Origin of the sequence: Actinoplanes sp. G11-F43 (assembly GCF_050589265.1) — a bacterium.
In the GTDB taxonomy this organism is placed as follows: domain Bacteria; phylum Actinomycetota; class Actinomycetes; order Mycobacteriales; family Micromonosporaceae; genus Actinoplanes.
The window spans coordinates 45,529-65,117 of the sequence record NZ_JBNZCE010000018.1; the positions used below are offsets into that span (position 1 = coordinate 45,529).

Here is a 19,589-nt window from a genome sequence, read left to right on the forward strand (position 1 = left end):
GCTTCCCTTCTGTCGTATTCCGCTCCTCCGTCTTCTGCCCTGCCACCCTCCTCTCCGCCCGCTTCTTCGCCCTCGCCTTCATCCCTGCCGCCTTCATCTCCTCCGCCCAGCCCTGGGGCGCACACCTTCGTTGTGCTCGACGCGGCGGACGGTGCGGGCGGCGCGTGGCGGGAGCGCTGGGAGTCCCTGCACATGTCGACCGTCAACGGGATCTTCGACCTGCCGGGATTCCCCAAGCCACCGATCGACCCGGACGAGCCGAGCCGGACCGCCATACCCCGCTATTTCGCCTCTTTTGAGGAAAAATCAGGACTTCCTATCGTACGGCCGGTGCGGGTGACCGCCGTTCGCCCTTCCTCCGACGGCGGGCTCATCGTGGAGACCGATCATGGGCCGTGGGCCACGCGGGCGATCATCAACGCCACCGGGACCTGGGACAACCCGGTCCGCCCGCGGTATCCGGGGATCGACACGTTCACCGGCCTCCAGGTGCACACGCGGGACTATGTGTCGGCGGCACGGTTCGCCGGGATGCGGGTGGCGGTCGTCGGCGGCGGGATCTCCGCACTCCAGCAGTTGGAGGAGATCTCCCGGGTGACGAAGACGTTCTGGTACACCCGTCGCGAGCCGGTCTTCCGGGACGGTTTCGAGCCCGAGGTGGCCGGCCGGGAAACCATCGCCAAGGTGACCGCGGACGTCGAGGCCGGCCGCCCGACCGGCAGTGTCGTGTCATACACCGGGTTGATCTGGACCCCGTACGCGCTGGCGGCCCGGGAGCGCGGCGCCCTGAGCCGCCGGCCGATGTTCACCGCGATCGAACCCTACGGGGTACGGGAGGCGGACGGCTCGTTCACCTCGGTGGACGCGATCCTGTGGGCGACCGGTTTCAAGGCGTCGCTGACCCACCTGGATCCACTGGCCTTGCGCAACGCCGAGGGTGGCATCCGCCTGACCGGCACCCAGGTGACCGGCGAACCACGCGTACACCTGATCGGTTTCGGCCCGTCCCAGTCCACGGTGGGCGCCAACCGAGCCGGCCGGGACGCGGTCAACACCTTGGTCCGCCACCTCTCCGAAACGGTGTCGCCGGACCGCGCGCGTTCCCTTTTGTAGGCAACGTCACCTGCCAATCTTCCGACCGGATTTGGCATGATCCAGCGCTGACAGTTCGGGTCCCGGATGCGGAAGAATTTCAGGCATGGGACAGTTGGCGCTATTCAGTGATGCCGGGATCCGCGACCGAACAAGAGCGCGAAACTATTCGCCCAGCCGGGACGAGTTCCGCCGCGAGCACGCGGTCCGTCGTTATTGGGGTCTCAAACGTCGCCATGCGGAAAAGTTACGCCGCCTGCATGGAAACGATTTCGTGGAGACGGTGGACTATTACCCGCCGCCTCCGGTCCCTCCTCCGCGACCGGCTTCCCCCTCGCGGTCGAGGTCTTCCCTACAGCCGGTTGCTCCCGCGCGGGTGCCCTCTCTCCCGCAACCGCCTTCCTCTTCCCCGCGACCGCCTTCTCCCCTGCAATCGGCGTATCTCCCGCCGACGATCTCCTCGCCGCCATCGACCCTTATCTCACCGTCGGCTTCTACCCCGCTACCGGTTCCTCCTCCGGCACCGGCTCTTTCCCCGACGCTTGCTCCTCCTGCTCCTCCTGCTCCTCCTGCCCCTCCTGCTCCTGCTACTCCTCCTGCGGCTCCTCCTCCGATGCCAGATCCTCTCTCGTTGCGAGCGGGCCTGAAGCTCCCGCTGCCGTCCACCTCGTTCCCGCCGAACGGGGTGGACTCCAAGCCACCGGCAGCGCACAAGCGTTCGGGCCAACCACCTCAGCCCGACGGGGATCCGGCGGGCTCACCGACGGCGGCCTGTTCAGCGGGACTCGGCACGGTTGCCGCCCTCCCGACTCGGGCCGCCCACGAGCCTGGCCACTCACCCGTGCTCGGCCACTCACCCGTGCCCGGCCAGGCCCGAGCTCGCTCGCCGCAGGCCGTCGCCCAGCACGGGGCCGGCCACCCGATCTCGGTGTTGTGGGCGGCCACCCGCCGGCCGGTGATCTCGTCGGAACTGGATCAACCGCCAGGCACGTCGACGAGGTCCAGCCGGGTGGCGCGGGCCCGCAGATCCCCGACGGTCAGCCCGCCCGGTGGGGAGAACCCGCCCACCTCAGCCGCCTGCCCGCCCCCATCCAGCCCGCTCAGCTCGGGCGGACCATTCATCCCGGTCAGCGAGTCCGGAACATATCGGATGGGTTCAAAGGCTGCGGTTCTGCGGCTATCGTGGCGGGTTTTCTTGCATGAGTGTGGCCGGCGCGGGATGGTGGCCGGGGTGGCACTCGACGTATTGTGGGCCGCTCGGGGTTGTGGTGGTTTCCGTGCTGTTCCTGAGGCCGGAAACCGTAGGATTTGTTTTCCTACTGAGGGGTGCGCACGAAAACTGCCATTCGGGCGGCTGGGCGGAAGTTTAGTTTTTGGTAGAAAGTGGCGGCCTCGCTATTTCTGGCGGTTACCAGGTGCCAGTGGTGGATGTCGGGGAGTTGGGATTCCAGCGCGTTCATCAGAGTGGTGCCATGGCCCTGTCTCTGGTGGTCGGGGTGGATGCACAGTTCCTTCAGGAGGAAATGGTCTACTGGGCCGTAACGTTCTCGGTGGCCGAGGGCCAAGCCCAGCATGGTGCCGTCGGGACTGGTCAGACCTACGCCGTGGGAGCGTGGGGTGTCGAGGTAGTCCTTCAGGCGCTGGGTGGCGTCCTCTTCGCGCCAGGCCTCGTTCCACGGTGGGGCGTTGAAAGTCTCCACGTAGAGGCGGGCGCATTCGGGCAGGTGAGCCGGTGTCAGCCGTTCGATCATCGGCTGGTCCAGCGGTTGATGATGGTGGCCAGTACCGGCATCGGGACCGCTCCGGCTCCCAGGACCTGGTCGTGGAAGGCCACCAGATCAAAACGTGAGCCCAGTGCGGTGCGGGCGGACTCGCGGAGACGGAGGATCTCGCGGGCGCCGACACTGTACGCGAGTGCCTGCCCGGGCCAGGCGATGTAACGGTCGGTCTCCTGGCGTACGTCCCGTACGGAAAGGACGGTGTTGTCTGTCAAGAAGTTCCGGGCCTGCTGGCGGGACCAGCCGAAAGCGTGCAAGCCCGTGTCGGTGACCAGGCGGGCGGCTCGGAGGGCGGCCAGGCTCACCCGACCCAGACGGGTCAGCGGTGACGAGTAGAGGTCCAGTTCGTCGGCCAGCTGTTCGGCGTAGAGGGCCCAGCCTTCGACGTAGGCGCCGAGGCGGGTGTCGACGTACCGGCGGAAGTCGGGAAGTTCTGTCAGGCCCTGCGTGGCCACCGCCTGGAAATGGTGGCCGGGCACCGCCTCATGGAACGTCAGCGCCTCCAAACCGAACCGGGAACGCTGCCCCGGATCAGCGGTGAGGATGAACACCTTGCCGGGCTGGCTGCCGTCCACCGCCGGAGGCCAGTAGTAGGCGGCGGGTGCGGATTCGGCCTCCTCGGCGGGCACCTCCTCCACCGCGCACGGGGCGGACGCGGCGATCGCGGTGATGTCGGCGGTGCGGGCGGACGCGCGTTCCAGGGCGGCGGCCACCGTGGCGAGGATCTCGTCGCCGCTGGTGAAACGGAGGGAGGGTTCGTCGCGCAGGTGGGCTCGGACGGCGGCGGGATCGCCGATGCCGAAAGCCTCCTTGCCGAGCGCCGACCACTGCGACTCCAGGTCGGCGAGCAATTCCCGGCCCAGCTCGTGGACCTGACGCGGGGTCACCGGCAGGGTGGTGTGCGCGGCGACCGCGGCCAGATATCCGGCCTCGCCGCCCCGAACCGCTGAGATACCGACGTGCTCGTCGTCGCGGGCCACTTCAGCCAGGTCACCACGGTAGGCGGCGAGCAGCCGGCGCATGGCGGCCGCCACATCGTCCGGGATCGGCCGCCGCCCGGTCGCCGCGTCCCCCGAAACCGGCTCCGGTCCGGCGGGGGCGCCGGCCGGCGTCGACTGCTGACCGGCGAACCCGCCGGTGGACCGCCCGGTAGACCCGCTGGTCGCCTGCACGGTAGACCCGCTGGTCGGCGTCGGCTGCTGACCGGCGGGTGTGTTGGCCGAGGTCGGCGGTGGGAATGCCTGGGGCGACGTGCGGGGGCCGGTCGGGTAGGCCTCCAACTGGGTGGCGGCCTGCTCCAGACCAGCCCGCGTGCTGGGGCGGCCACGGCCGGACGCGTCGCGATAGCGGTCGGCCAGGGCGTCGAAGAACGCGGCGGCACCGGGCAGGGAGTGGTCGCGGCCGGCCATGAAGTACGACGACTGCGGTGAACCGTAGGCCATCGCCGACGCGTTGGCCTCCCACAGACAGTGTTCGGCCTCGTCGGCGGCGGTGTCGGCCATCCAGGTCAGCACCGCGCGGTCGATGTCGTCGCCGGGAGACGACTCGGCCGACCGGGCGGTCGCGCGGAAGAACCGTGCGGCATCCCGGTCGGCCGAAGCCCGCGGGTCGGGCAACAACGCGTCGTAGGCGGTCAATCCGACAAGACTCGCGCCCAACGGATCATGCCGGTTGAGGCGGTCAAAAAACGCGACACCGATTTCCCGTACGTTCACCGAGCCATGATGTCAGCCGTCAGCCCCGCCCCGGGGCCCCGAGACGCGCAGATGTCCGTCGACCGCCCTGCCGAAGAACGAACGTTCTGCCCGCCTGGCGATGCAAGACAGAACGAACGTTCTATCCGCCAGGGGAAGCGCGAAGCGACTCACGGAAGAACGAACGTTCTGCCCGCGAAGCGCGGCTGACGGAGGAACGAACGTTCTATCCACCAAGAGGCGCGCAACGTGAGGCGCGCAGCATGGAAGAAAGAACGTTCTGCCTGTCGGGCGGGTGCACGAGAGAAAGAACGTTCTTTCAGCCAAGCGATGCGACGACGTGCGACGTGCGGCGTGCGGCGTGCGGCGTGCGGAAGAACGAACGTTCTGTCCGACACGTGATGCGGCCGGCGGATGGAGCAGCGCGGACCGGTCCGTCAGGCGATGGCGCCGTCCAGGCGGGTACGGAGCTTTGTCAGGGCCTTCGCCAGCAAGCGGGAGACGTGCATCTGGGAGATGCCGACCTGCTCGGCGATCTGGCTCTGGGTCAGGTTGCCGTAGAAGCGCAGGCTGACGATCTTCTGCTCGCGCTCGTCCAGGCTGGCCAGGGCCGGGCCGAGGGCGATGCGCAGTTCGGCCAGTTCGAAGCCGGCGTCCTCGCCGCCCAGGGTCTCGCCCAGCTCGGTGCCGCCCTCGGTCACCGGCGTGGCGAGGCTGGTCGAATTGTAGGCGCGGGCGCCCTCCAGACCCTCCAGGACCTCGTCCTCGCTGATGTTCAGGTACTCGGCGATGTCGGCGACCGTCGGCGACCGTCCCAGCGTGTGGCTGAGGGCACTGTTCGCGCCGGTGATCGCGAGGCGGAGTTCCTGGAGGCGGCGCGGGACGCGTACCGACCAGGTCTTGTCGCGGAAGTGGCGCTTCAGCTCACCGACGATGGTCGGGATGGCGAAGCCGGCGAAGTCGACACCACGGTCGGCTTCGAACCGGTCGACCGCCTTGATCAGGCCGAGGACGGCCACCTGCTGCAGGTCGTCGCGGGGCTCGCCGCGGTTGGCGTAGCGGTTGGCAAGGTGCCGGGCGAGCGGCATCCACGCCTCGATGGCCTGGTCACGCAGCCGGGCCCGGGACGGGTGGCCGGCCGGGAGGGCGGCCATCGCGTTGATCAGCTGGCTGGCCGGCTCGGTGCTCGACGCGGCCTCGGTCCTGACTGCGGTGTCGGTCATCACGCTCATGCGGGGGAACTCCTAATTACCGGCCGGGGATGAACGAAATCCCTGGTCCCCTCCTTTGCCACAGAGCAAACATTTATTTTTGGCAGCCGTCAGCCTTTCCAGTGACACGCTCCCACGCGCGTGATCGCCGGCCGGTAGGTGACGCCCGGCTGGACCGGCACGGCGTCGGTGAGCGCCCCAGTCGGCACCCGCGATCCGGCCGGCCGTGTCTCACCACGACGGTGCAGGTGACGGGCCAGATGAACGACGGCGCGCAGTGGATGGCCGAGGATCGCGGCGCCGGTGGCGGTGAGTGGCGTCCACTCGCCGACCACGAACCCGGCCGCACCGGTCAGCCCGGGTTGGCGCCGATCACCCGTTCGCCGGCCGCGATCCGGTGCGCCCGGCCGGCGTCCCGCACCCGATAGCCCCAGTCCTCGTCGGGTCCCGGAACCGGGGCGACAGCCGACTCCGGGATGGTCATACCAACTTCTCCACCCACGCGCTCAGGTCGCGCAGTGCGGACGGGGCGATGCCGTGCCCGACCGGGTCACGACGGGTGGTGGCCACGGCGCCGGACTCCGTACGTACATAAGCCCAGGTCTTGTCCTGAAGGTCGCGAGGGATGACCGTGTCGTGCTCACCGTGCGCGACGAAGACCGGGATCCCGGTGAGCCGGCCGGGCGTGGTGGGCACTCCGGCGTCGAACGGCAGGGTGCCGTAGAGCACCGCTGCCCCGGCGAACCGTCGCGGATCGTCGAGCAGCACGCCGCCGGCGAACGCCGCTCCCCCGCTGAATCCGACCAGCACGACCGGGCGGTCGTCGGGGGCCACCGTATCGAGCCAGCCGCGGAACCAGTCGACATTGGCTCGCAGCGACTCGGGCAGCGGACGGCCGATGCCCCGGTTGGCGAACCAGGCGAATCCGCCGCCCTCGGCGATCGGGGCGCGCACCGCCGCGTAGGCCGGCCCGGCCGGCAGGTGCCCGGCGAGGCTGAGGATCTCCTGCTCGTGGGAGCCGCGGCCGTGCAGCAGGACGACGAGCGGGGCCCGCGGGTCGGTGGATCCGGCGGTGGCGACGACGGGGTTGGTCATGGCCGAACCCTAGGCCGCATTAGTTGAAGCGTCAACCTTTGGCGGAGCGGTTGAAGGCGGTGACGCGGGGGATCCGGGCCGACATGACGATCACCACACCACTGGTGGCGCTCGGTGCGGCGCTGCGCGACTCCGGATACCGATTCACCACGACCACCCCCGCCACCCACGAGCGGGTCAACCGCAGGCCCGGCAACGAGGTGGCCCGCGACGTCCGGGACGTGTTCGGCTGGAGTCGCCCGTTCGCCCCCGGCGTGCTGCCGGATCACCTGGTGGCGCTGGTCGACGCCGCCGGACTGCTGGTCACCGACGGTGACCTGAGCCGGAGCCTGGTCCGCTACTCCAGCTACGACGGCGAGATCTTCGCGCACTCGGCGTTCCCGACCACCGAGGCCGACGCGGTGTTCTTCGGGCCGGACACCTACCGGATGGCGGACGCCGCGATCGCCGTGGCCGAGGCCCGGGACCGGCCGGTGCGGCGGGCGGTGGACATCGGCTGCGGGACCGGCGCCGGGGCGATCACGATCGCCAAACGTCTGCCGGGGGCGGAGGTGCTGGCGGTGGACATCAATCCGGCCGCGTTACGGTTCGCCCAGGTCAACACCGAGCTTGCCGGTACGCCGAACGTCCGCCCGGTGAAGAGCGACCTCCTCGACGATGTGCCCGGAATGTTCGACCTGATCGTCACCAATCCGCCGTTCATGATCGATCCGGTCGGGCGTACCTACCGCGACGGCGGCCCGCATGGTCACGAACTGTCGCTGGCGATCGTGGACACCGCCGTGCGGCGGCTCTCCCCCGGCGGGACGCTGGTGCTGTTCGCCGGCACCGGCATCACCGACGGCACCGATCCGTTCCACGAGGCGCTGCACGGCCATCTGGACGGGACCGATCTGGAGTGGGGCTACCGCGAGATGGATCCGGACGCGTACGGCGAGGAACTGGACGGCCCCGCCTACGCCCACGCCGAACGGATCGCCCTGGTGCTGCTCACCGCGGACCGGCGGGTTTCGGCCGCCGGGTCCGGGGCATTGCGGCCCGCATGACCATCGGAGATCAGGTGCCGGGCGCCAGCGTCGTCGTCTGCGAGGACGGCCCGCTGCTGGTGCGCGGGGACTTCACCCTGCTGGCACAGGACGGTACGGCGATCGAGCCGGGCCGCGACACGATCGCCCTGTGCCGGTGCGGCAAGTCGGCGGCCAAGCCGTTCTGTGACGGCACCCACAAGGCGATCCGGTTCCGGGCCGAGGCCGGCCGGCAGACGCCCGCGCCCCGGTCAGACCAGGCCGGGCAGTGAACTCTCGCCGCGCTCCCAGCTGCTGAGGACCGCGCTCGCCCACAATCCGTCCAGGGCGAGCGCGCAGCGGGCGCCGAACAGCACCTCGGCCGCCCGCTCCGGTTCGGCGGCACAGAAGGCGCCGCACATGTCGTACGCCGCCACCTGCTCGTGCACCGCGTCCGCCTCCACGTGCTCGTCGTAGAAACGGGTCGCGTCGGCGTCCCCACCGAGGCGGCGCAGTCCGTTGCCGTACGCCCGGTTGGGTCCGGTCGACGTCATCTCGTAGGCCGCCAGATGCCCGAGCAGCGCGCCGCGCCGGCGCCGGTGCAGGCCGAACAGCGACATCAGGTTGTTGGTGGCCAGGGTCAGGGCGGGGACCACGTCGACGTACGCGCCGTAGGTGGTGTCCAGTCCCAGCCCGGTCATGGTGGCCTTGAACAGCTCCTGGTGCATGCGGTGGACCCGGCCGGACCCGTACTCGTCGATCTGGATCTCGATGAGGGCGGCCTTGGCCGCGCCGCCCAGCCGGGGGATCGCGAACGTGTGCGGATCGGCCTCACGCAGGTGGTAGACCGACCGGTGTGCGGCGAACTCCCGGAACTGCGCGAGGGTGGCCCGGCCCCGCAGGTAGCCGGAGAGCGACGGCCCACTGTCGTCACCGGTCATCGCCACCAGCGTGCGGGCGATCCCGCGCGCGTCGATCACATCGGGGAGCCGGTCGTCGTACGGCGCGACGAGCGCCCGCAGGCCGGCCTCGAACCGTTCCTCGGCTGCGGTGCGCAACCGGATCAGGCTCGGCTCCCACTCCCAGCGGTCGTCGACGCCGTCCCAGCCACGGTAGGCCAGCTCGTACATGACGAACAACGACAGCTGCAGGTCCTCGCCGGTCAGCGGATCATCGTCCGGCGTCAGGTCGCCGGACAGTTCGCGGGGCGCCCCGGCGAGGGCGCTGACCAGGGCCGCCGACACCGGGCCACGAGGGGTGGGGAGTTTCACGGCGACTGGATGCCCCGGCTCTCCCCCGCCAAACCCGATGGTCAGCGCAGCAGCCGCACCGGGCCCTGGCCCTGGCGTCGCAGCTGGTCGTCCGGGTTGCGCACCGAACACGACGGCATCGACAGGCAGCCGCAGCCGAGGCAGCCGGTCAGCTGGCTCTCCAGATTGGCCAGGTAGCGGCGGCGGGCCTCCAGGTCGTCGCGCCAGCGCTGCGACACCAGCTCCCAGTCGCGCGGGCTCGGCGCCCGGCCGGCCGGCAGGACGGCCAGGATGCCGGCGACGTCACCGAGCGGGATGCCGAGTCGTTTGGCGGCCAGCACCAGGGCGATCCGGCGCAGCATGTGCCGGCGGTACCGTCGCTGGTTGCCGGAACTGCGCTCGGTGGCGATCAGCCCCAGCTCCTCCCAGAACCGGAGCGCCGACGCGGGCGCGCCGGTCCGTTCCATGACCTCACCGACGGTGAGCAGATCGTCCGGAGATGACACGCCGCCACGGTAGAACCTCAACCTGGGTTGAACTCAAGGGCCGACGTTCACATAGCGACGCGTCTATCACAGGGAGTCGATCAAGACGCGGAAACTCCTACTGTTAGGTTAGCCAAGCCTTATCAGTAAAGTTTGGAGCTCACACCATGCGTGCATCCCGGTTCCTCGCGGGAATCGTCGCCGCGACCACCGCCCTGGCGCTCACCGCCTGCGGCGGAACCGACAGCGAAGACACCCCCGCCGCGACCGGCAGCGCCGCTGCCGGGGCGTCGTTCCCGATCAGCATCGAGCACGCCTTCGGCACCACCACCATCGAGAAGAAGCCCGAGCGGGTCGCCACCGTCCAGTGGGCCAACCACGAGGTCCCCCTGGCGCTGGGCATCGTCCCGGTAGGGTACGCCAAGGCCAACTTCGGCGACGAGGACGGCGACGGCCTGCTGCCGTGGGACGCCGCGAAGCTCAAGGAGCTGGGCGCCGCCACCCCGCCGCTGTTCGACGAGACCGACGGCATCGACTTCGAGGGTGTGGCGAACACCAAGCCGGACGTGATCCTGGCCGCCTACTCGGGCCTGACCCAGCAGGACTACGACACGCTCAGCAAGATCGCGCCGGTGGTGGCGTACCCGAAGAAGCCGTGGGCCACCTCGTGGCGCGACAGCATCAAGCTGGAGAGCAAGGCCCTGGGCCTGGCCGCCGAGGGTGACGCGCTGATCACCAAGATCGAAGGGGAGATGAAGGCCGAGGCGGCCCGCTACCCCAAGCTGGCCGGCAAGTCGGTGATGTTCCTGACCCACATCGACCCGACCGACCTCAGCAAGATCAGCTTCTACACCACGCACGACACCCGCGCCCAGTTCTTCACCGACCTCGGCATGAAGCACCCGGCCAGCATCGAGAAGGCGTCGGCCGCCACCGAGGAGTTCAGCCTCACCCAGAGCGCCGAACAGGTCCAGAACCTCAGCGACGTCGACATCATCGTGACCTACGGTGACGCCGAGGGCACCACCCTGGCGACCCTGCAGAAGGACCCGCTGCTGAACAAGATCCCGGCGATCCAGCGCGGCTCGTTCGTCTCGCTGCCCGGCAGCACCCCGGTGGCCACCGCGGCCAACCCCACCCCGCTCGCCGTCTCCTTCGTGCTGAAGGACTACGTCGACCTGCTCGGCGCAGCCGCCGACAAGATCTGATGACATCAGTGAAAGGGCCGGACGTCGCGATCCTGCGGCGCCCGGCCCGGGTGCGTCTGGGGTGGCTGCTCGCCGTCCTGGCCGCCCTGGTCCTCGTGATGCTGGCGTCGGTGGCCCTCGGGTCCCGCATCGTCGGCTGGTCCGACATCGTGGCCGCGTTCGGCGGCACCGACGAGACCCTCAACCAGGCGGCGGTGGTCAAACGCATTCCGCGTACGGTCCTCGCCGCCCTCGTCGGCGCGGCCCTGGCCCTGTCCGGCGCGGTCATGCAGGGCGTCACCCGCAACCCGCTCGCCGACCCCGGCATCCTCGGCATCAACATGGGCGCCATGCTGGCCATCGCGGTCGGCATGACCACCATCGGCCTCTACACCGCCACCCAGTACATCTGGTACGCCATCGCCGGCGCCGCCCTCTCGGCGATCTTCGTCTACGCGGTCGGCTCCCTCGGCCGCGGCGGCGCCACCCCGCTCAAGATCGCACTCGCCGGCGCGGCCACCTCCGCCGCACTGGCCTCGCTGGTCGTCGCGGTGGTGTTGCCCCGCGGCGACGTCGCCGAGAACTTCCAGTCCTGGCAGGTCGGCGGAGTCGGCGGAGCGGCCTGGGAGAGCATCGGCCAGGTCGTGCCGTTCCTGGCCGCCGGGCTGGCCATCTGCCTGCTCAGCGCCCGCGCCCTGAACTCCCTGGCCCTCGGCGACGAACTCGCCGCCGGACTCGGCGAACGGGTCGCCCTGGTCCGCGGCGTGGCCGCCCTCGGCGCGGTCGTCCTGTGCGGCGCCGCCACCGCGGTAGCCGGCCCGATCGCCTTCGTCGGCCTGATCGTCCCGCACATGTGCCGCCTGCTCGTCGGCCTGGACCACCGCTGGCTGCTGCCGTTCAGCGCCCTGGCCGGCGCCGGTCTGCTGACCGCCGCCGACGTGGTCGGCCGGGTGGTGAACCGCCCCGACGAGATCGAGGCCGGCATCATCACCGCGCTGATCGGCGCCCCGTTCTTCATCTACATCGTCCGCCGCCAGAAGGTCCGGGAACTATGACCACCACGACGCTCGAAGCCGTCACCCGTGGACGGGTCCGGCGCGGCCGGCGGCGGCGCGCGGTGCTGACCGTGCTGGTCGTGGCCATCGCCGCGATCTTCGCCGTGTCCCTGATGGTCGGGCAGACCTTCTACACCCCCGGCGAGGTGCTCCGGGTCGTCCTCGGCGAGACCGTGCCCGGCGCCTCCTTCACCGTCGGTGAACTCCGGCTGCCCCGCGCCGTCCTGGCCCTGATCACCGGCCTGTGCTTCGGCATCGGCGGCGTCACCTTCCAGACCATGCTGCGCAACCCCCTGGCCAGCCCGGACATCATCGGCATCAGCTCGGCCGCCGGAGCCGCCGCCGCGTTCGCCATCATCGTGCTCAACCTCAGCGAGACCGGCGTCTCCACGTTCGCCATCACCGCCGCCCTCGGCGTCGCCGTGATCATCTACGTGCTGTCGTTCAAGGACGGGGTGGCCGGCACCCGCCTGGTACTGATCGGCATCGGCATCGCCGCCATGCTCAACAGCGCCACCTCGTACATCCTCAACCAGGCCGGACAGTGGGACCTGCAGGCCGCCACCCGCTGGCTCAACGGCAGTCTCAACGGCTCCACCTGGGACGAGGTCGTACCGGTCCTGCTCGCACTGGTGGTGTTCGGGCCGATCCTGCTCGCCCAGGCCCGCAACCTGACCATGCTCCGGCTCGGCGACGACACCGCCGCCGCCCTCGGGACCCGCCTGGAACGTACCCGGATGATCTCGATCGTCGCCGCCGTCGGCCTGATCGCCTTCGCCACCTCGGCCACCGGCCCGATCGCCTTCGTCGCCTTCCTGGCCGGGCCGATCGCCGCCCGGATGGTCGGCCCCGGCGGCTCCCCGCTGATCCCGTCCGCCCTGGTCGGCTCGCTGCTCGTGCTGCTCGCCGACTTCCTCGGCCAGTTCGCCTTCGACACCCGGTTCCCGGTCGGCGTGATCACCGGCGTGCTCGGTGCCCCGTACCTCATCTTCCTGTTGGTCCGCACCAACCGCGCGGGAGGCTCCCTGTGACCACCGACCACACCCTGACGGTCGAGAGACTCACCGTCGGCTACCACGACCGCATGGTCATCGACACCCTCGACCTGCTCCTGCCGCCCGGAAAGATCACCGCGATCGTCGGTGCCAACGCCTGCGGCAAGTCCACCCTGCTGCGCTCGATGTCCCGGCTGCTCGCACCCCGCGCCGGCCACGTCCTGCTGGACGGCCGCGAAGTCCACAAGACGCCCGCCAAGGAACTGGCCCGCACCCTCGGCCTGCTCCCCCAGTCCCCGATCGCCCCCGAAGGCATCACCGTCGCCGACCTGGTCGGCCGGGGCCGCAACCCGCACCAGCGGATCCTGTCCCGGTGGAGCAAGGACGACGACATCGCGGTCGCCGCCGCCCTGGACGCCACCCACACCGCCTCGTTGGCCGACCGCTCGGTCGACGAACTGTCCGGCGGCCAGCGCCAGCGGGTGTGGATCGCGATGGCCCTCGCCCAGCAGACCGACGTGCTGCTGCTCGACGAACCCACCACCTTCCTCGACGTCAGCCACCAGGTGGAGGTCCTCGACCTGCTCACCGACCTGAACCGGGACCGCGGCACCACCATCGTGATGGTCCTGCACGACCTGAACCTGGCGGCCCGCTACGCGGACCACCTGATCGCCCTGGCCGACGGCGGTCTGCACGCCGCCGGGTCACCGGCCGAGGTGCTGACCGAGGATTGTGTACGGGCGGTGTTCGGCCTGGACAGCACCGTCATCACCGACCCGGTCTCCGGCAAGCCCCTGATGCTCCCGATCGGCCGCCACCACGTCCAGACCCCGGCAAGCTGACCGTCACGGCAGCGACGGCACCTGAACGTCGAGCGTGGCCATCTCGGTGGTGAGCCACTCCGGCATCGGGCCGGGACGGTGCTTGAACCAGAGAGTCATCAGCACGATCCGGGCCCGGGGCTCGTCGGCCTCGGCCAGGGCACGGGCGCAACGCCGGGCGGCGGCCGGGTCGGGGTCGACGTGCACCGCCTCGTACAGTCTCAACTCCCAGGTCCGGGCCGGGGTGGGGTCGACGGCCACCGACGGGCCGAACAGCTCCGGGGGTGGCTCGCCCCAGTTCTCGGTGTCCCAGGCGGACAGTGGCCACGGTGGCGCCAGCCGGCCGGCGGCGATCAGGGTGCGGGACTCGTCGTCGTTGCGGTACGGCAGGGGGACCACCGTCAGCGGCAGCGGCTCGCCGGTGGACTCCGAGCGGGCCGCGATCGGGCGCCGCCCGTGCCGCGCGCCGGGGCCCTCGGCGATCCAGCGGGTCAGCGGCTGCTCGAAGTCACCCCAGTTGGTGCTGATCAGGACCACGATGTCGTCCACCTAGAACACCTTCATCCACTGCCGCGGGTACGGTCGCTCCGCCGCCAGCCTCTTGATAATCCGACCACGGCCACCGCCTCCGCCAGCGCCCGCCGGGTGCGATCGTCGTGCCGGAGGACTGGCGGCGGGGTGTACCCGGGCCCGAACGAATCGGTCAGCTTCACCTGCCGGTCGGCCAGGTAGCCGTACAGCACCCGGTCCATCGACACGTTACGGATCGAGCCGGCGGGCAACCGCGCGGTCCAGTTCGCCTGTTGCTGCCAGCGGACCGTCTTCGGGCTGGTGTACCCCCGCGAGACGATCCCGATGAAGCGCAGCTTGCGGCGTACCACGTCCCACGGCTCGCGCTCCTCGTCCACCCACTCGCGCAGCAGGTGAAACAATGCCCGATATGTCCCAGCGGTGGACACCACGTCGACGAGGGCGACCGGTTCCCCGGCACGGGCCAGCCGGTACGGGGTCAGTCCGCACTCGGCGAGGATGGCGCGCGCCCCGTCCCGCCATTCGGCAGGGGACGTCCAGACGCTGAACAGCCGGCTGTACGGCAGCCGCCGCAACCGGCCGTCGCCCGGAAGCATGGCGGTGAGCAGGTCGTACATCGAGTCCAGGGAACGGCCGACGAAGTACAGCGTGCCGCCGTCGCAGCGGGCCAGCACCCGGGCCGTGCAGTCCACCAGCTCGTCGGCGAACCACAGATCCGGCTCCGGCAGCCCGTCCAGCAGGGTCCCCAGCTGGTCCGGTGCGACCAGATCCCAGCGGTGCGGCAACCGTGACACGAGGATCAGCCCGCCAGCACGCAGAAGTCGTGGCCGTCCGGATCGGCCAGCACCGTCCACGGCACGTCGCCCTGCCCGAGATCCCGATCGGTGGCGCCGAGCTCGCGCAGCCGGCCCGCCTCCACCGCCGGGTCGCCGCCGGGCCGTGGCAGCAGATCGAGGTGCACCCGCCCCGGCCCGCCCGGCCCGTCGCCGGATCGCAGAAACTCCAGGTAGGGGCCACCGTCGGCGCGCATCGAGGCGAAGTCGGCGGTCACCGCGCGCACCGGCCAGTCGATCGCCGCGCCCCAGAACCGGGCCATCTCCCGCGGGTCGGTGCAGTCCACCACGACCGCGGCGATCGGCCCGGTGTCCCGATAGATCTCGCGCGGCTCCAGCACACAGAACTCGTTGCCCTCCGGATCGGCCAGAACCGTCCACGGCACGTCGCGCTGCCCGATGTCGACGGGTGTGGCACCGAGGTCGCGGAGACGTACCACCAATTGGGTCTGATGCTTGCCGGACGTGGTGGCGAGGTCGAGATGCACCCGGTTCTTCGCCGGGCCCTTGGCCTCGGGCACCGCGACGAAGTCGAGGCCGAGCATCACCGGGTCGGGCCAGACGAGGTCGACACCGGGTGCGACGTACGTGGTGGCCCGGCTGTGCGCGGTCCAGCCGAGCGCGGCCGCCCAGAACCGGCCGAGCCCCTCATGGTCGACAGCCTTGATGTTGACCATGACCGGTCGCAGCGCCATATCCCGATCCTGCCATGATCCTCCACAGCGAGAAATCGCATTGATTCCAGTGGAACGAACGGAGCCCGCGTGTCCCAGCCGCCGACGAGGAGGACCCCGGTCCTGAGGATCGTTCTGACGGCGGCAGCCGCCGCGCTGGCCCTCGGTACCGCCGGGCTGCTGGGCCTCGTCCTCACCCGGGAGAGGAACGTTCCCGATCCGATGGCGGCGGCGGAGGAGGTCTCCGTCGTGGAGCCGGCGACCCTCGGTGGCCGCGTCCCATGGACCGACTCACAGCTCACCCCGATGACCGCGGAGATGGAACTCCAGTTCGCCCGCCAGCCGGGTGTCACGAACTCGTTCGCCGCCTTCTACCGCGCGGTGGACGGCGAGAACACCGTCTTGGCCCTGGCCCTCGAACGCCCGATCGTCACGCCGGAGTTCATGCTCCACGGGGCGTTCCGCGGGTTCGCCGGAGACACGCTGGAGCTGGCCGGTATGACCGTGGTGGAGCCGGGCCCGCTCGGCGGCACGGCACAGTGCGGCATCGCCGACGACGGACTCGCCCGGTACCCGGTCTGCGGCTGGGCCGACGAGGGCAGCATCGGCATCCTGGTGTGGTACCACCTGACGGTCGAGCAGGCCATCGCCGAACTCCCCGAACTCCGCGCCGAGATCGAGACCAAGGAGTCCTGAACCCGGCGGCCCTCAGGTCCGGTGGGCGCCGCCCGTCGTCGGACGGGGGCGGGGCAGCAGGGCCGGGACGCGGCGCATGTGGACGGCGTAGTCCGGGCGGCGGGACAGCGAGCGGCGGTCCATCATCGGCACGCTGACGAAGACGAACAGCAGGACCATGCCGATCGGGCCGATCACCGTCCACCACCAGGACGGGGCGGCGGCCAGCCCGAACAGCCACATCCCCCACCAGAACGTGATCTCGCCCAGATAGTTGGGATGCCGGGAGTAGCGCCACAGGCCCTCGTCGATGATTCGGCCCCGGTTGCCGGGGTCGGCGGCGAACCGGTGCAACTGCCGGTCCGCGGTCGTCTCCAGCACGATCGCGGCGACCGTCACCAACACCGCGAGCACGTCCAGCACGCCGAGACCACGGCCGGGGACGGTCACCGCCGGCCAGACCGCCAGCAGGCCGCCGAACACCACCAGGGTCGGCACCAGCTGGATGCCGACCAGGTTGACCAGCCACCACGGAGCGCCGCCGGGGCGTTCCGCACGCAACTGCTCGTACCGCCAGTCCTCGTGGTGCAGCCCCTGCCAGGAGCGGGCCCAGTTGGCGGTCAGCCGGATCGACCAGGCCAGGACCAGCAGCAGCACCAGGACCGGGCGGGCCCCGCCGGCGCCGAGGGCGAGCGCCCACACCAGGACGATCACGGCCGGGGCGACGCTCCAGAACGGGTCGTAGAGGCTCGCGTTGGCCGCCGCCATGCTGGCCGCGAAGATCAGCAGGGTGGCGGCCACGTCGGCGAGGAGGGTGAGCAGCAGCGGATGCCGGCCGGCCATGGTGACCACCGAGACCAGCGCGATCAGGGCGGCGGCCACGTAGGCCAGCGTCACGACGGCGAACCCGAGTGGCCGAGACCCGTTGGACATCTCCCGAGCCTAGGTCCGGACGAGCTCACCGTCGTCGATCGATGCGCGCCGCTTCTCGCGGATCGCGCACACGCCCGCCAGGCACATGCCGAACAGGATGCCGCAGGCCGCGCCCAGCAGCGGCTGACGGGTGAACAGGGCGCCTCCGAGCCGCCCCAGGCCGAGCACGTAGACCGCCCAGCCGATGCCGGCCAGGACGCTGAACAACTGGAAGCGGGCCATCGGCATCGACGCCGAGCCGGCCACCAGGGCGGTGGCGGTCCGCCCGTACGGCAGAAAACGCCCGACCAGGATCGCCACCGCGCCGTGCCGGGAGAGCGCGGCCTCCGCCTTCTCCTTGGCGGCCGCCAGCCGGCCGCTCCGGAGGAGACCGCCGGCCCGGCGGCCGAGCAGATAGGTCACCCGGTCCCCGGCCACCCCGCCGGCGGCGACCGCCACCAGCAGCGCCGCCAGGTTGGGGTGGCCGGCCGCCGACAGGGCGCCCAGGCTGATCACCACCGTCTCGGACGGCACGACCACCAGGAACCCGTCGACGGCCACGATCAAGAAGACGATCACGTAGAGCCACGGCGAGGAGAGCAGCGGCGTCAGGTGGTCAATCATGCCCCGACCGTATTTGACCAGTGCCACCGAGCGCGATGGTGCCAGCTCGCCCTTCTTGGTAGAGCTAGCACTACCACACGCTCAGTAACGGAAGCGTGACACCAGCGTCTGCAACTGACCGGCCGTCGTGGACAGTTCCTCGGCCGCCCGCCGGGTCTCACCGACCGTGTCGGTGGTGCGCCGGGTCGCGTCCGACACCCCGGTGATGGTGTCCGCGATGTTCCCGGCCCCACCGGCCGCCTCGGTCAGCGTCCGGTTCATCTCCTGGGTGGTCGCGGTCTGCTCCTCCACCGCCGAGGCGATGGTCAGCTGCAGGCCGTTGATCCGCTCGATGATCTCCGAGATCTCGCCGATGGCCAGCACCGCGCCACTGGTGTCGGTCTGAATCGTCTGCACCCGGCGGGAGATGTCCTCGGTGGCCTTCGCCGTCTCCTGCGCCAGATCCTTCACCTCGCCGGCCACCACCGCGAAACCCTTGCCCAGCTCACCGGCACGGGCCGCCTCGATGGTCGCGTTCAGGGCCAGCAGGTTCGTCTGCTCGGCGATCGCGGTGATCACCTTGACCACGGTGGCGATCTCCGCCGACGAGTCGCCCAGCCGGGCCACGATCGCGTTGGTCTGCGAGGCCACCTGCACCGCCTGCGCCGCCACCTCGGTCGCCTCCGAGGTGGAGACACTGATGTCGCGGATCGCCGAACCCATCTCCTGCGAACCCGCCGACACGATCTGCAGGTTGTTGGAGACCACATCGGCCGCGGCGGCCACGTTCCCGGCCTGGGCGGAGGCGTCGTTGGCGGCCGCGTCGACCTGCCCGGAGACCGCGGTCAGCTGCCCGGACGCCGACTGCAGAGTGCCCGCGTTGCCGGCCAGCTGCACGATGTCGGCACGCAGCCGGCTCACCGCCTGATCGAGGGCGGCGGCCATCCGGCCGATCTCGTCGCCACTGGACACCCCGGACGTACGGGTGAGATCGCCGTCGGCCAGCCCCTCGGCCAGATGGGAGACGGCGCCCACGCTACGGCGTACCCGGGCGGCGGTCTGGAACCCGATGAACAGGCTGATCCCGAGACCACCGGCGAGCAGACCGCCGATCAGGTAGGTGGCGTCCCGCGCCGCCTCCTCCGCCCCCGCCACCCGCTGCTCGACCAGGGCGTCCACCCGCTGCTGCAGGACCGTCTGGTCCTCGGCCAGGGCGCTGTGCAGGGCGCCGTACTCCTCGAACGCGGTGGCCAGCTCGGCCGCGCTCAGCCCGCTGCGGTCCTCCGACATGAACTCCAGGAACTTCTCCCAGTCCCTACGCGCGTCGGTGACCGCCGGATCCCCGGGCAGGGCGGCGTCCAGCGAGTCGAGGGCGGCCTCGATGTCCTTCTTGTTCTGCGCCATCGTCTTGCCGACGGACTCGGCGATGTTCGGATAGAGCTGGATGCTGCTGCCCCCGCCGATGTACGACTCGATGCTGCGCCCGAACGTGCCCACCGACTTGTCGATCAGCGTGGTCCGGCGCAGCTCCGCCTCCGCCTGGTCGTTGAGGTCAACGATGGTGGAGATCGCCACGCCGCCGACGATCAGGCCGCTGGCGGTCGCGGCCACCGCCGCCGATCCGATCTTGGTACGCAGTGACCTGTCGTCGAAGAACCTGCCGATGCCCATTCCGTCTCCCTTTGCGCCGC

At 70.5% G+C, this 19,589-nt stretch carries 22 protein-coding genes; 8 read left to right on the forward strand and 14 right to left on the reverse strand.

Annotated elements, in window-relative coordinates:
* The first annotated feature begins 132 nt into the window (after nucleotides 1–132).
* The gene (locus tag ACQ0O7_RS22110) at nucleotides 133–1,113 is read left to right on the forward strand and encodes a flavin-containing monooxygenase (RefSeq protein WP_430784058.1); all 981 of its coding nucleotides are present in this window, start codon (nucleotides 133–135) and stop codon (nucleotides 1,111–1,113) included.
* Between the two features lie 954 nt (nucleotides 1,114–2,067).
* Here ACQ0O7_RS22110 and ACQ0O7_RS22115 read toward each other — a convergent pair.
* From ACQ0O7_RS22115 to ACQ0O7_RS22140, 6 genes are all read right to left on the reverse strand, one after another.
* The gene (locus ACQ0O7_RS22115; RefSeq protein ID WP_430784059.1) at nucleotides 2,068–2,214 is read right to left on the reverse strand and encodes a hypothetical protein; all 147 of its coding nucleotides are present in this window, start codon (nucleotides 2,212–2,214) and stop codon (nucleotides 2,068–2,070) included.
* A gap of 194 nt (nucleotides 2,215–2,408) precedes the next feature.
* Nucleotides 2,409–2,843, reverse strand: a complete 435-nt coding sequence (locus tag ACQ0O7_RS22120; RefSeq protein WP_430784060.1) for a GNAT family N-acetyltransferase — start codon at nucleotides 2,841–2,843, stop codon at nucleotides 2,409–2,411.
* The gene (locus ACQ0O7_RS22125) at nucleotides 2,840–4,585 is read right to left on the reverse strand and encodes a DUF885 domain-containing protein (RefSeq protein ID WP_430784061.1); all 1,746 of its coding nucleotides are present in this window, start codon (nucleotides 4,583–4,585) and stop codon (nucleotides 2,840–2,842) included. Before ACQ0O7_RS22125 ends, ACQ0O7_RS22120 begins: the two co-directional genes overlap by 4 nt.
* A 416-nt stretch (nucleotides 4,586–5,001) precedes the next feature.
* Nucleotides 5,002–5,796: an RNA polymerase sigma factor SigF gene (locus tag ACQ0O7_RS22130; RefSeq protein ID WP_430784062.1), complete on the reverse strand. Its 795-nt coding sequence runs from the start codon at nucleotides 5,794–5,796 to the stop codon at nucleotides 5,002–5,004.
* Between the two features lie 331 nt (nucleotides 5,797–6,127).
* Complete coding sequence (locus ACQ0O7_RS22135; protein ID WP_430784063.1) at nucleotides 6,128–6,259, reverse strand: hypothetical protein; 132 nt, start codon at nucleotides 6,257–6,259, stop codon at nucleotides 6,128–6,130.
* Entirely contained in the window at nucleotides 6,256–6,870 is a 615-nt protein-coding gene (locus ACQ0O7_RS22140; RefSeq protein WP_430784064.1) for an alpha/beta hydrolase, read from the reverse strand. Before ACQ0O7_RS22140 ends, ACQ0O7_RS22135 begins: the two co-directional genes overlap by 4 nt.
* A 59-nt stretch (nucleotides 6,871–6,929) precedes the next feature.
* Here ACQ0O7_RS22140 and ACQ0O7_RS22145 point away from each other — a divergent pair, with 59 nt between their 5' ends.
* Entirely contained in the window at nucleotides 6,930–7,916 is a 987-nt protein-coding gene (locus ACQ0O7_RS22145; protein ID WP_430784065.1) for a methyltransferase, read from the forward strand.
* Nucleotides 7,913–8,167 (forward strand): CDGSH iron-sulfur domain-containing protein, encoded by a 255-nt coding sequence (locus ACQ0O7_RS22150; protein ID WP_430784066.1) that lies wholly within the window; start codon nucleotides 7,913–7,915, stop codon nucleotides 8,165–8,167. The genes ACQ0O7_RS22145 and ACQ0O7_RS22150 overlap by 4 nt, the downstream gene beginning before the upstream one ends.
* Here ACQ0O7_RS22150 and ACQ0O7_RS22155 read toward each other — a convergent pair.
* Together ACQ0O7_RS22155 and soxR are read right to left on the reverse strand one after the other, a co-directional pair.
* Complete coding sequence (locus ACQ0O7_RS22155) at nucleotides 8,147–9,145, reverse strand: iron-containing redox enzyme family protein (protein ID WP_430784067.1); 999 nt, start codon at nucleotides 9,143–9,145, stop codon at nucleotides 8,147–8,149. The genes ACQ0O7_RS22150 and ACQ0O7_RS22155 overlap by 21 nt on opposite strands.
* A gap of 41 nt (nucleotides 9,146–9,186) precedes the next feature.
* Nucleotides 9,187–9,630 carry a redox-sensitive transcriptional activator SoxR gene (gene soxR / locus ACQ0O7_RS22160; protein ID WP_430784068.1) on the reverse strand — a complete coding sequence of 148 codons (444 nt, stop codon included), beginning with the start codon at nucleotides 9,628–9,630 and terminating at the stop codon, nucleotides 9,187–9,189.
* 146 nt (nucleotides 9,631–9,776) lie between these two features.
* Here soxR and ACQ0O7_RS22165 point away from each other — a divergent pair, with 146 nt between their 5' ends.
* From ACQ0O7_RS22165 to ACQ0O7_RS22180, 4 genes are read left to right on the forward strand one after another with little or no spacing between them, the layout of a single operon-like run.
* Nucleotides 9,777–10,817: an iron-siderophore ABC transporter substrate-binding protein gene (locus tag ACQ0O7_RS22165; RefSeq protein ID WP_430784069.1), complete on the forward strand. Its 1,041-nt coding sequence runs from the start codon at nucleotides 9,777–9,779 to the stop codon at nucleotides 10,815–10,817.
* Nucleotides 10,817–11,851: a FecCD family ABC transporter permease gene (locus ACQ0O7_RS22170; protein ID WP_430784070.1), complete on the forward strand. Its 1,035-nt coding sequence runs from the start codon at nucleotides 10,817–10,819 to the stop codon at nucleotides 11,849–11,851. The genes ACQ0O7_RS22165 and ACQ0O7_RS22170 overlap by 1 nt, the downstream gene beginning before the upstream one ends.
* Entirely contained in the window at nucleotides 11,848–12,882 is a 1,035-nt protein-coding gene (locus ACQ0O7_RS22175; protein WP_430784071.1) for a FecCD family ABC transporter permease, read from the forward strand. Before ACQ0O7_RS22170 ends, ACQ0O7_RS22175 begins: the two co-directional genes overlap by 4 nt.
* On the forward strand, nucleotides 12,879–13,691 hold the full coding sequence (locus ACQ0O7_RS22180) for an ABC transporter ATP-binding protein (RefSeq protein ID WP_430784072.1): 813 nt from the start codon (nucleotides 12,879–12,881) through the stop codon (nucleotides 13,689–13,691). Before ACQ0O7_RS22175 ends, ACQ0O7_RS22180 begins: the two co-directional genes overlap by 4 nt.
* 3 nt (nucleotides 13,692–13,694) lie before the next feature.
* On the opposite strand, the gene ACQ0O7_RS22185 is transcribed toward ACQ0O7_RS22180, so the two are convergent.
* From ACQ0O7_RS22185 to ACQ0O7_RS22195, 3 genes are read right to left on the reverse strand one after another with little or no spacing between them, the layout of a single operon-like run.
* On the reverse strand, nucleotides 13,695–14,219 hold the full coding sequence (locus ACQ0O7_RS22185; protein ID WP_430784074.1) for a hypothetical protein: 525 nt from the start codon (nucleotides 14,217–14,219) through the stop codon (nucleotides 13,695–13,697).
* Nucleotides 14,220–14,230: 11 nt separating this feature from the next.
* Nucleotides 14,231–14,995 carry a hypothetical protein gene (locus ACQ0O7_RS22190; RefSeq protein WP_430784075.1) on the reverse strand — a complete coding sequence of 255 codons (765 nt, stop codon included), beginning with the start codon at nucleotides 14,993–14,995 and terminating at the stop codon, nucleotides 14,231–14,233.
* Nucleotides 14,996–15,000: 5 nt separating this feature from the next.
* A complete protein-coding gene (locus ACQ0O7_RS22195; RefSeq protein ID WP_430784076.1) occupies nucleotides 15,001–15,729 on the reverse strand; it encodes a VOC family protein in 729 nt (242 codons plus the stop codon).
* A 69-nt stretch (nucleotides 15,730–15,798) separates the two neighbouring features.
* Here ACQ0O7_RS22195 and ACQ0O7_RS22200 point away from each other — a divergent pair, with 69 nt between their 5' ends.
* Nucleotides 15,799–16,404 (forward strand): hypothetical protein, encoded by a 606-nt coding sequence (locus ACQ0O7_RS22200; RefSeq protein ID WP_430784077.1) that lies wholly within the window; start codon nucleotides 15,799–15,801, stop codon nucleotides 16,402–16,404.
* 12 nt (nucleotides 16,405–16,416) lie between these two features.
* Here the strand turns inward: ACQ0O7_RS22200 and ACQ0O7_RS22205 are convergent, their stop codons facing one another.
* The 3 genes from ACQ0O7_RS22205 to ACQ0O7_RS22215 form a co-directional block, all read right to left on the reverse strand.
* Nucleotides 16,417–17,316, reverse strand: a complete 900-nt coding sequence (locus ACQ0O7_RS22205; protein WP_430784078.1) for a DUF1295 domain-containing protein — start codon at nucleotides 17,314–17,316, stop codon at nucleotides 16,417–16,419.
* A gap of 9 nt (nucleotides 17,317–17,325) precedes the next feature.
* Nucleotides 17,326–17,919, reverse strand: coding sequence for a DedA family protein (locus ACQ0O7_RS22210; RefSeq protein WP_430784079.1), 594 nt, complete (start codon nucleotides 17,917–17,919; stop codon nucleotides 17,326–17,328).
* 81 nt (nucleotides 17,920–18,000) lie between these two features.
* Nucleotides 18,001–19,569, reverse strand: coding sequence for a methyl-accepting chemotaxis protein (locus tag ACQ0O7_RS22215; protein WP_430784080.1), 1,569 nt, complete (start codon nucleotides 19,567–19,569; stop codon nucleotides 18,001–18,003).
* Between the last annotated feature and the right edge of the window lie 20 nt (nucleotides 19,570–19,589).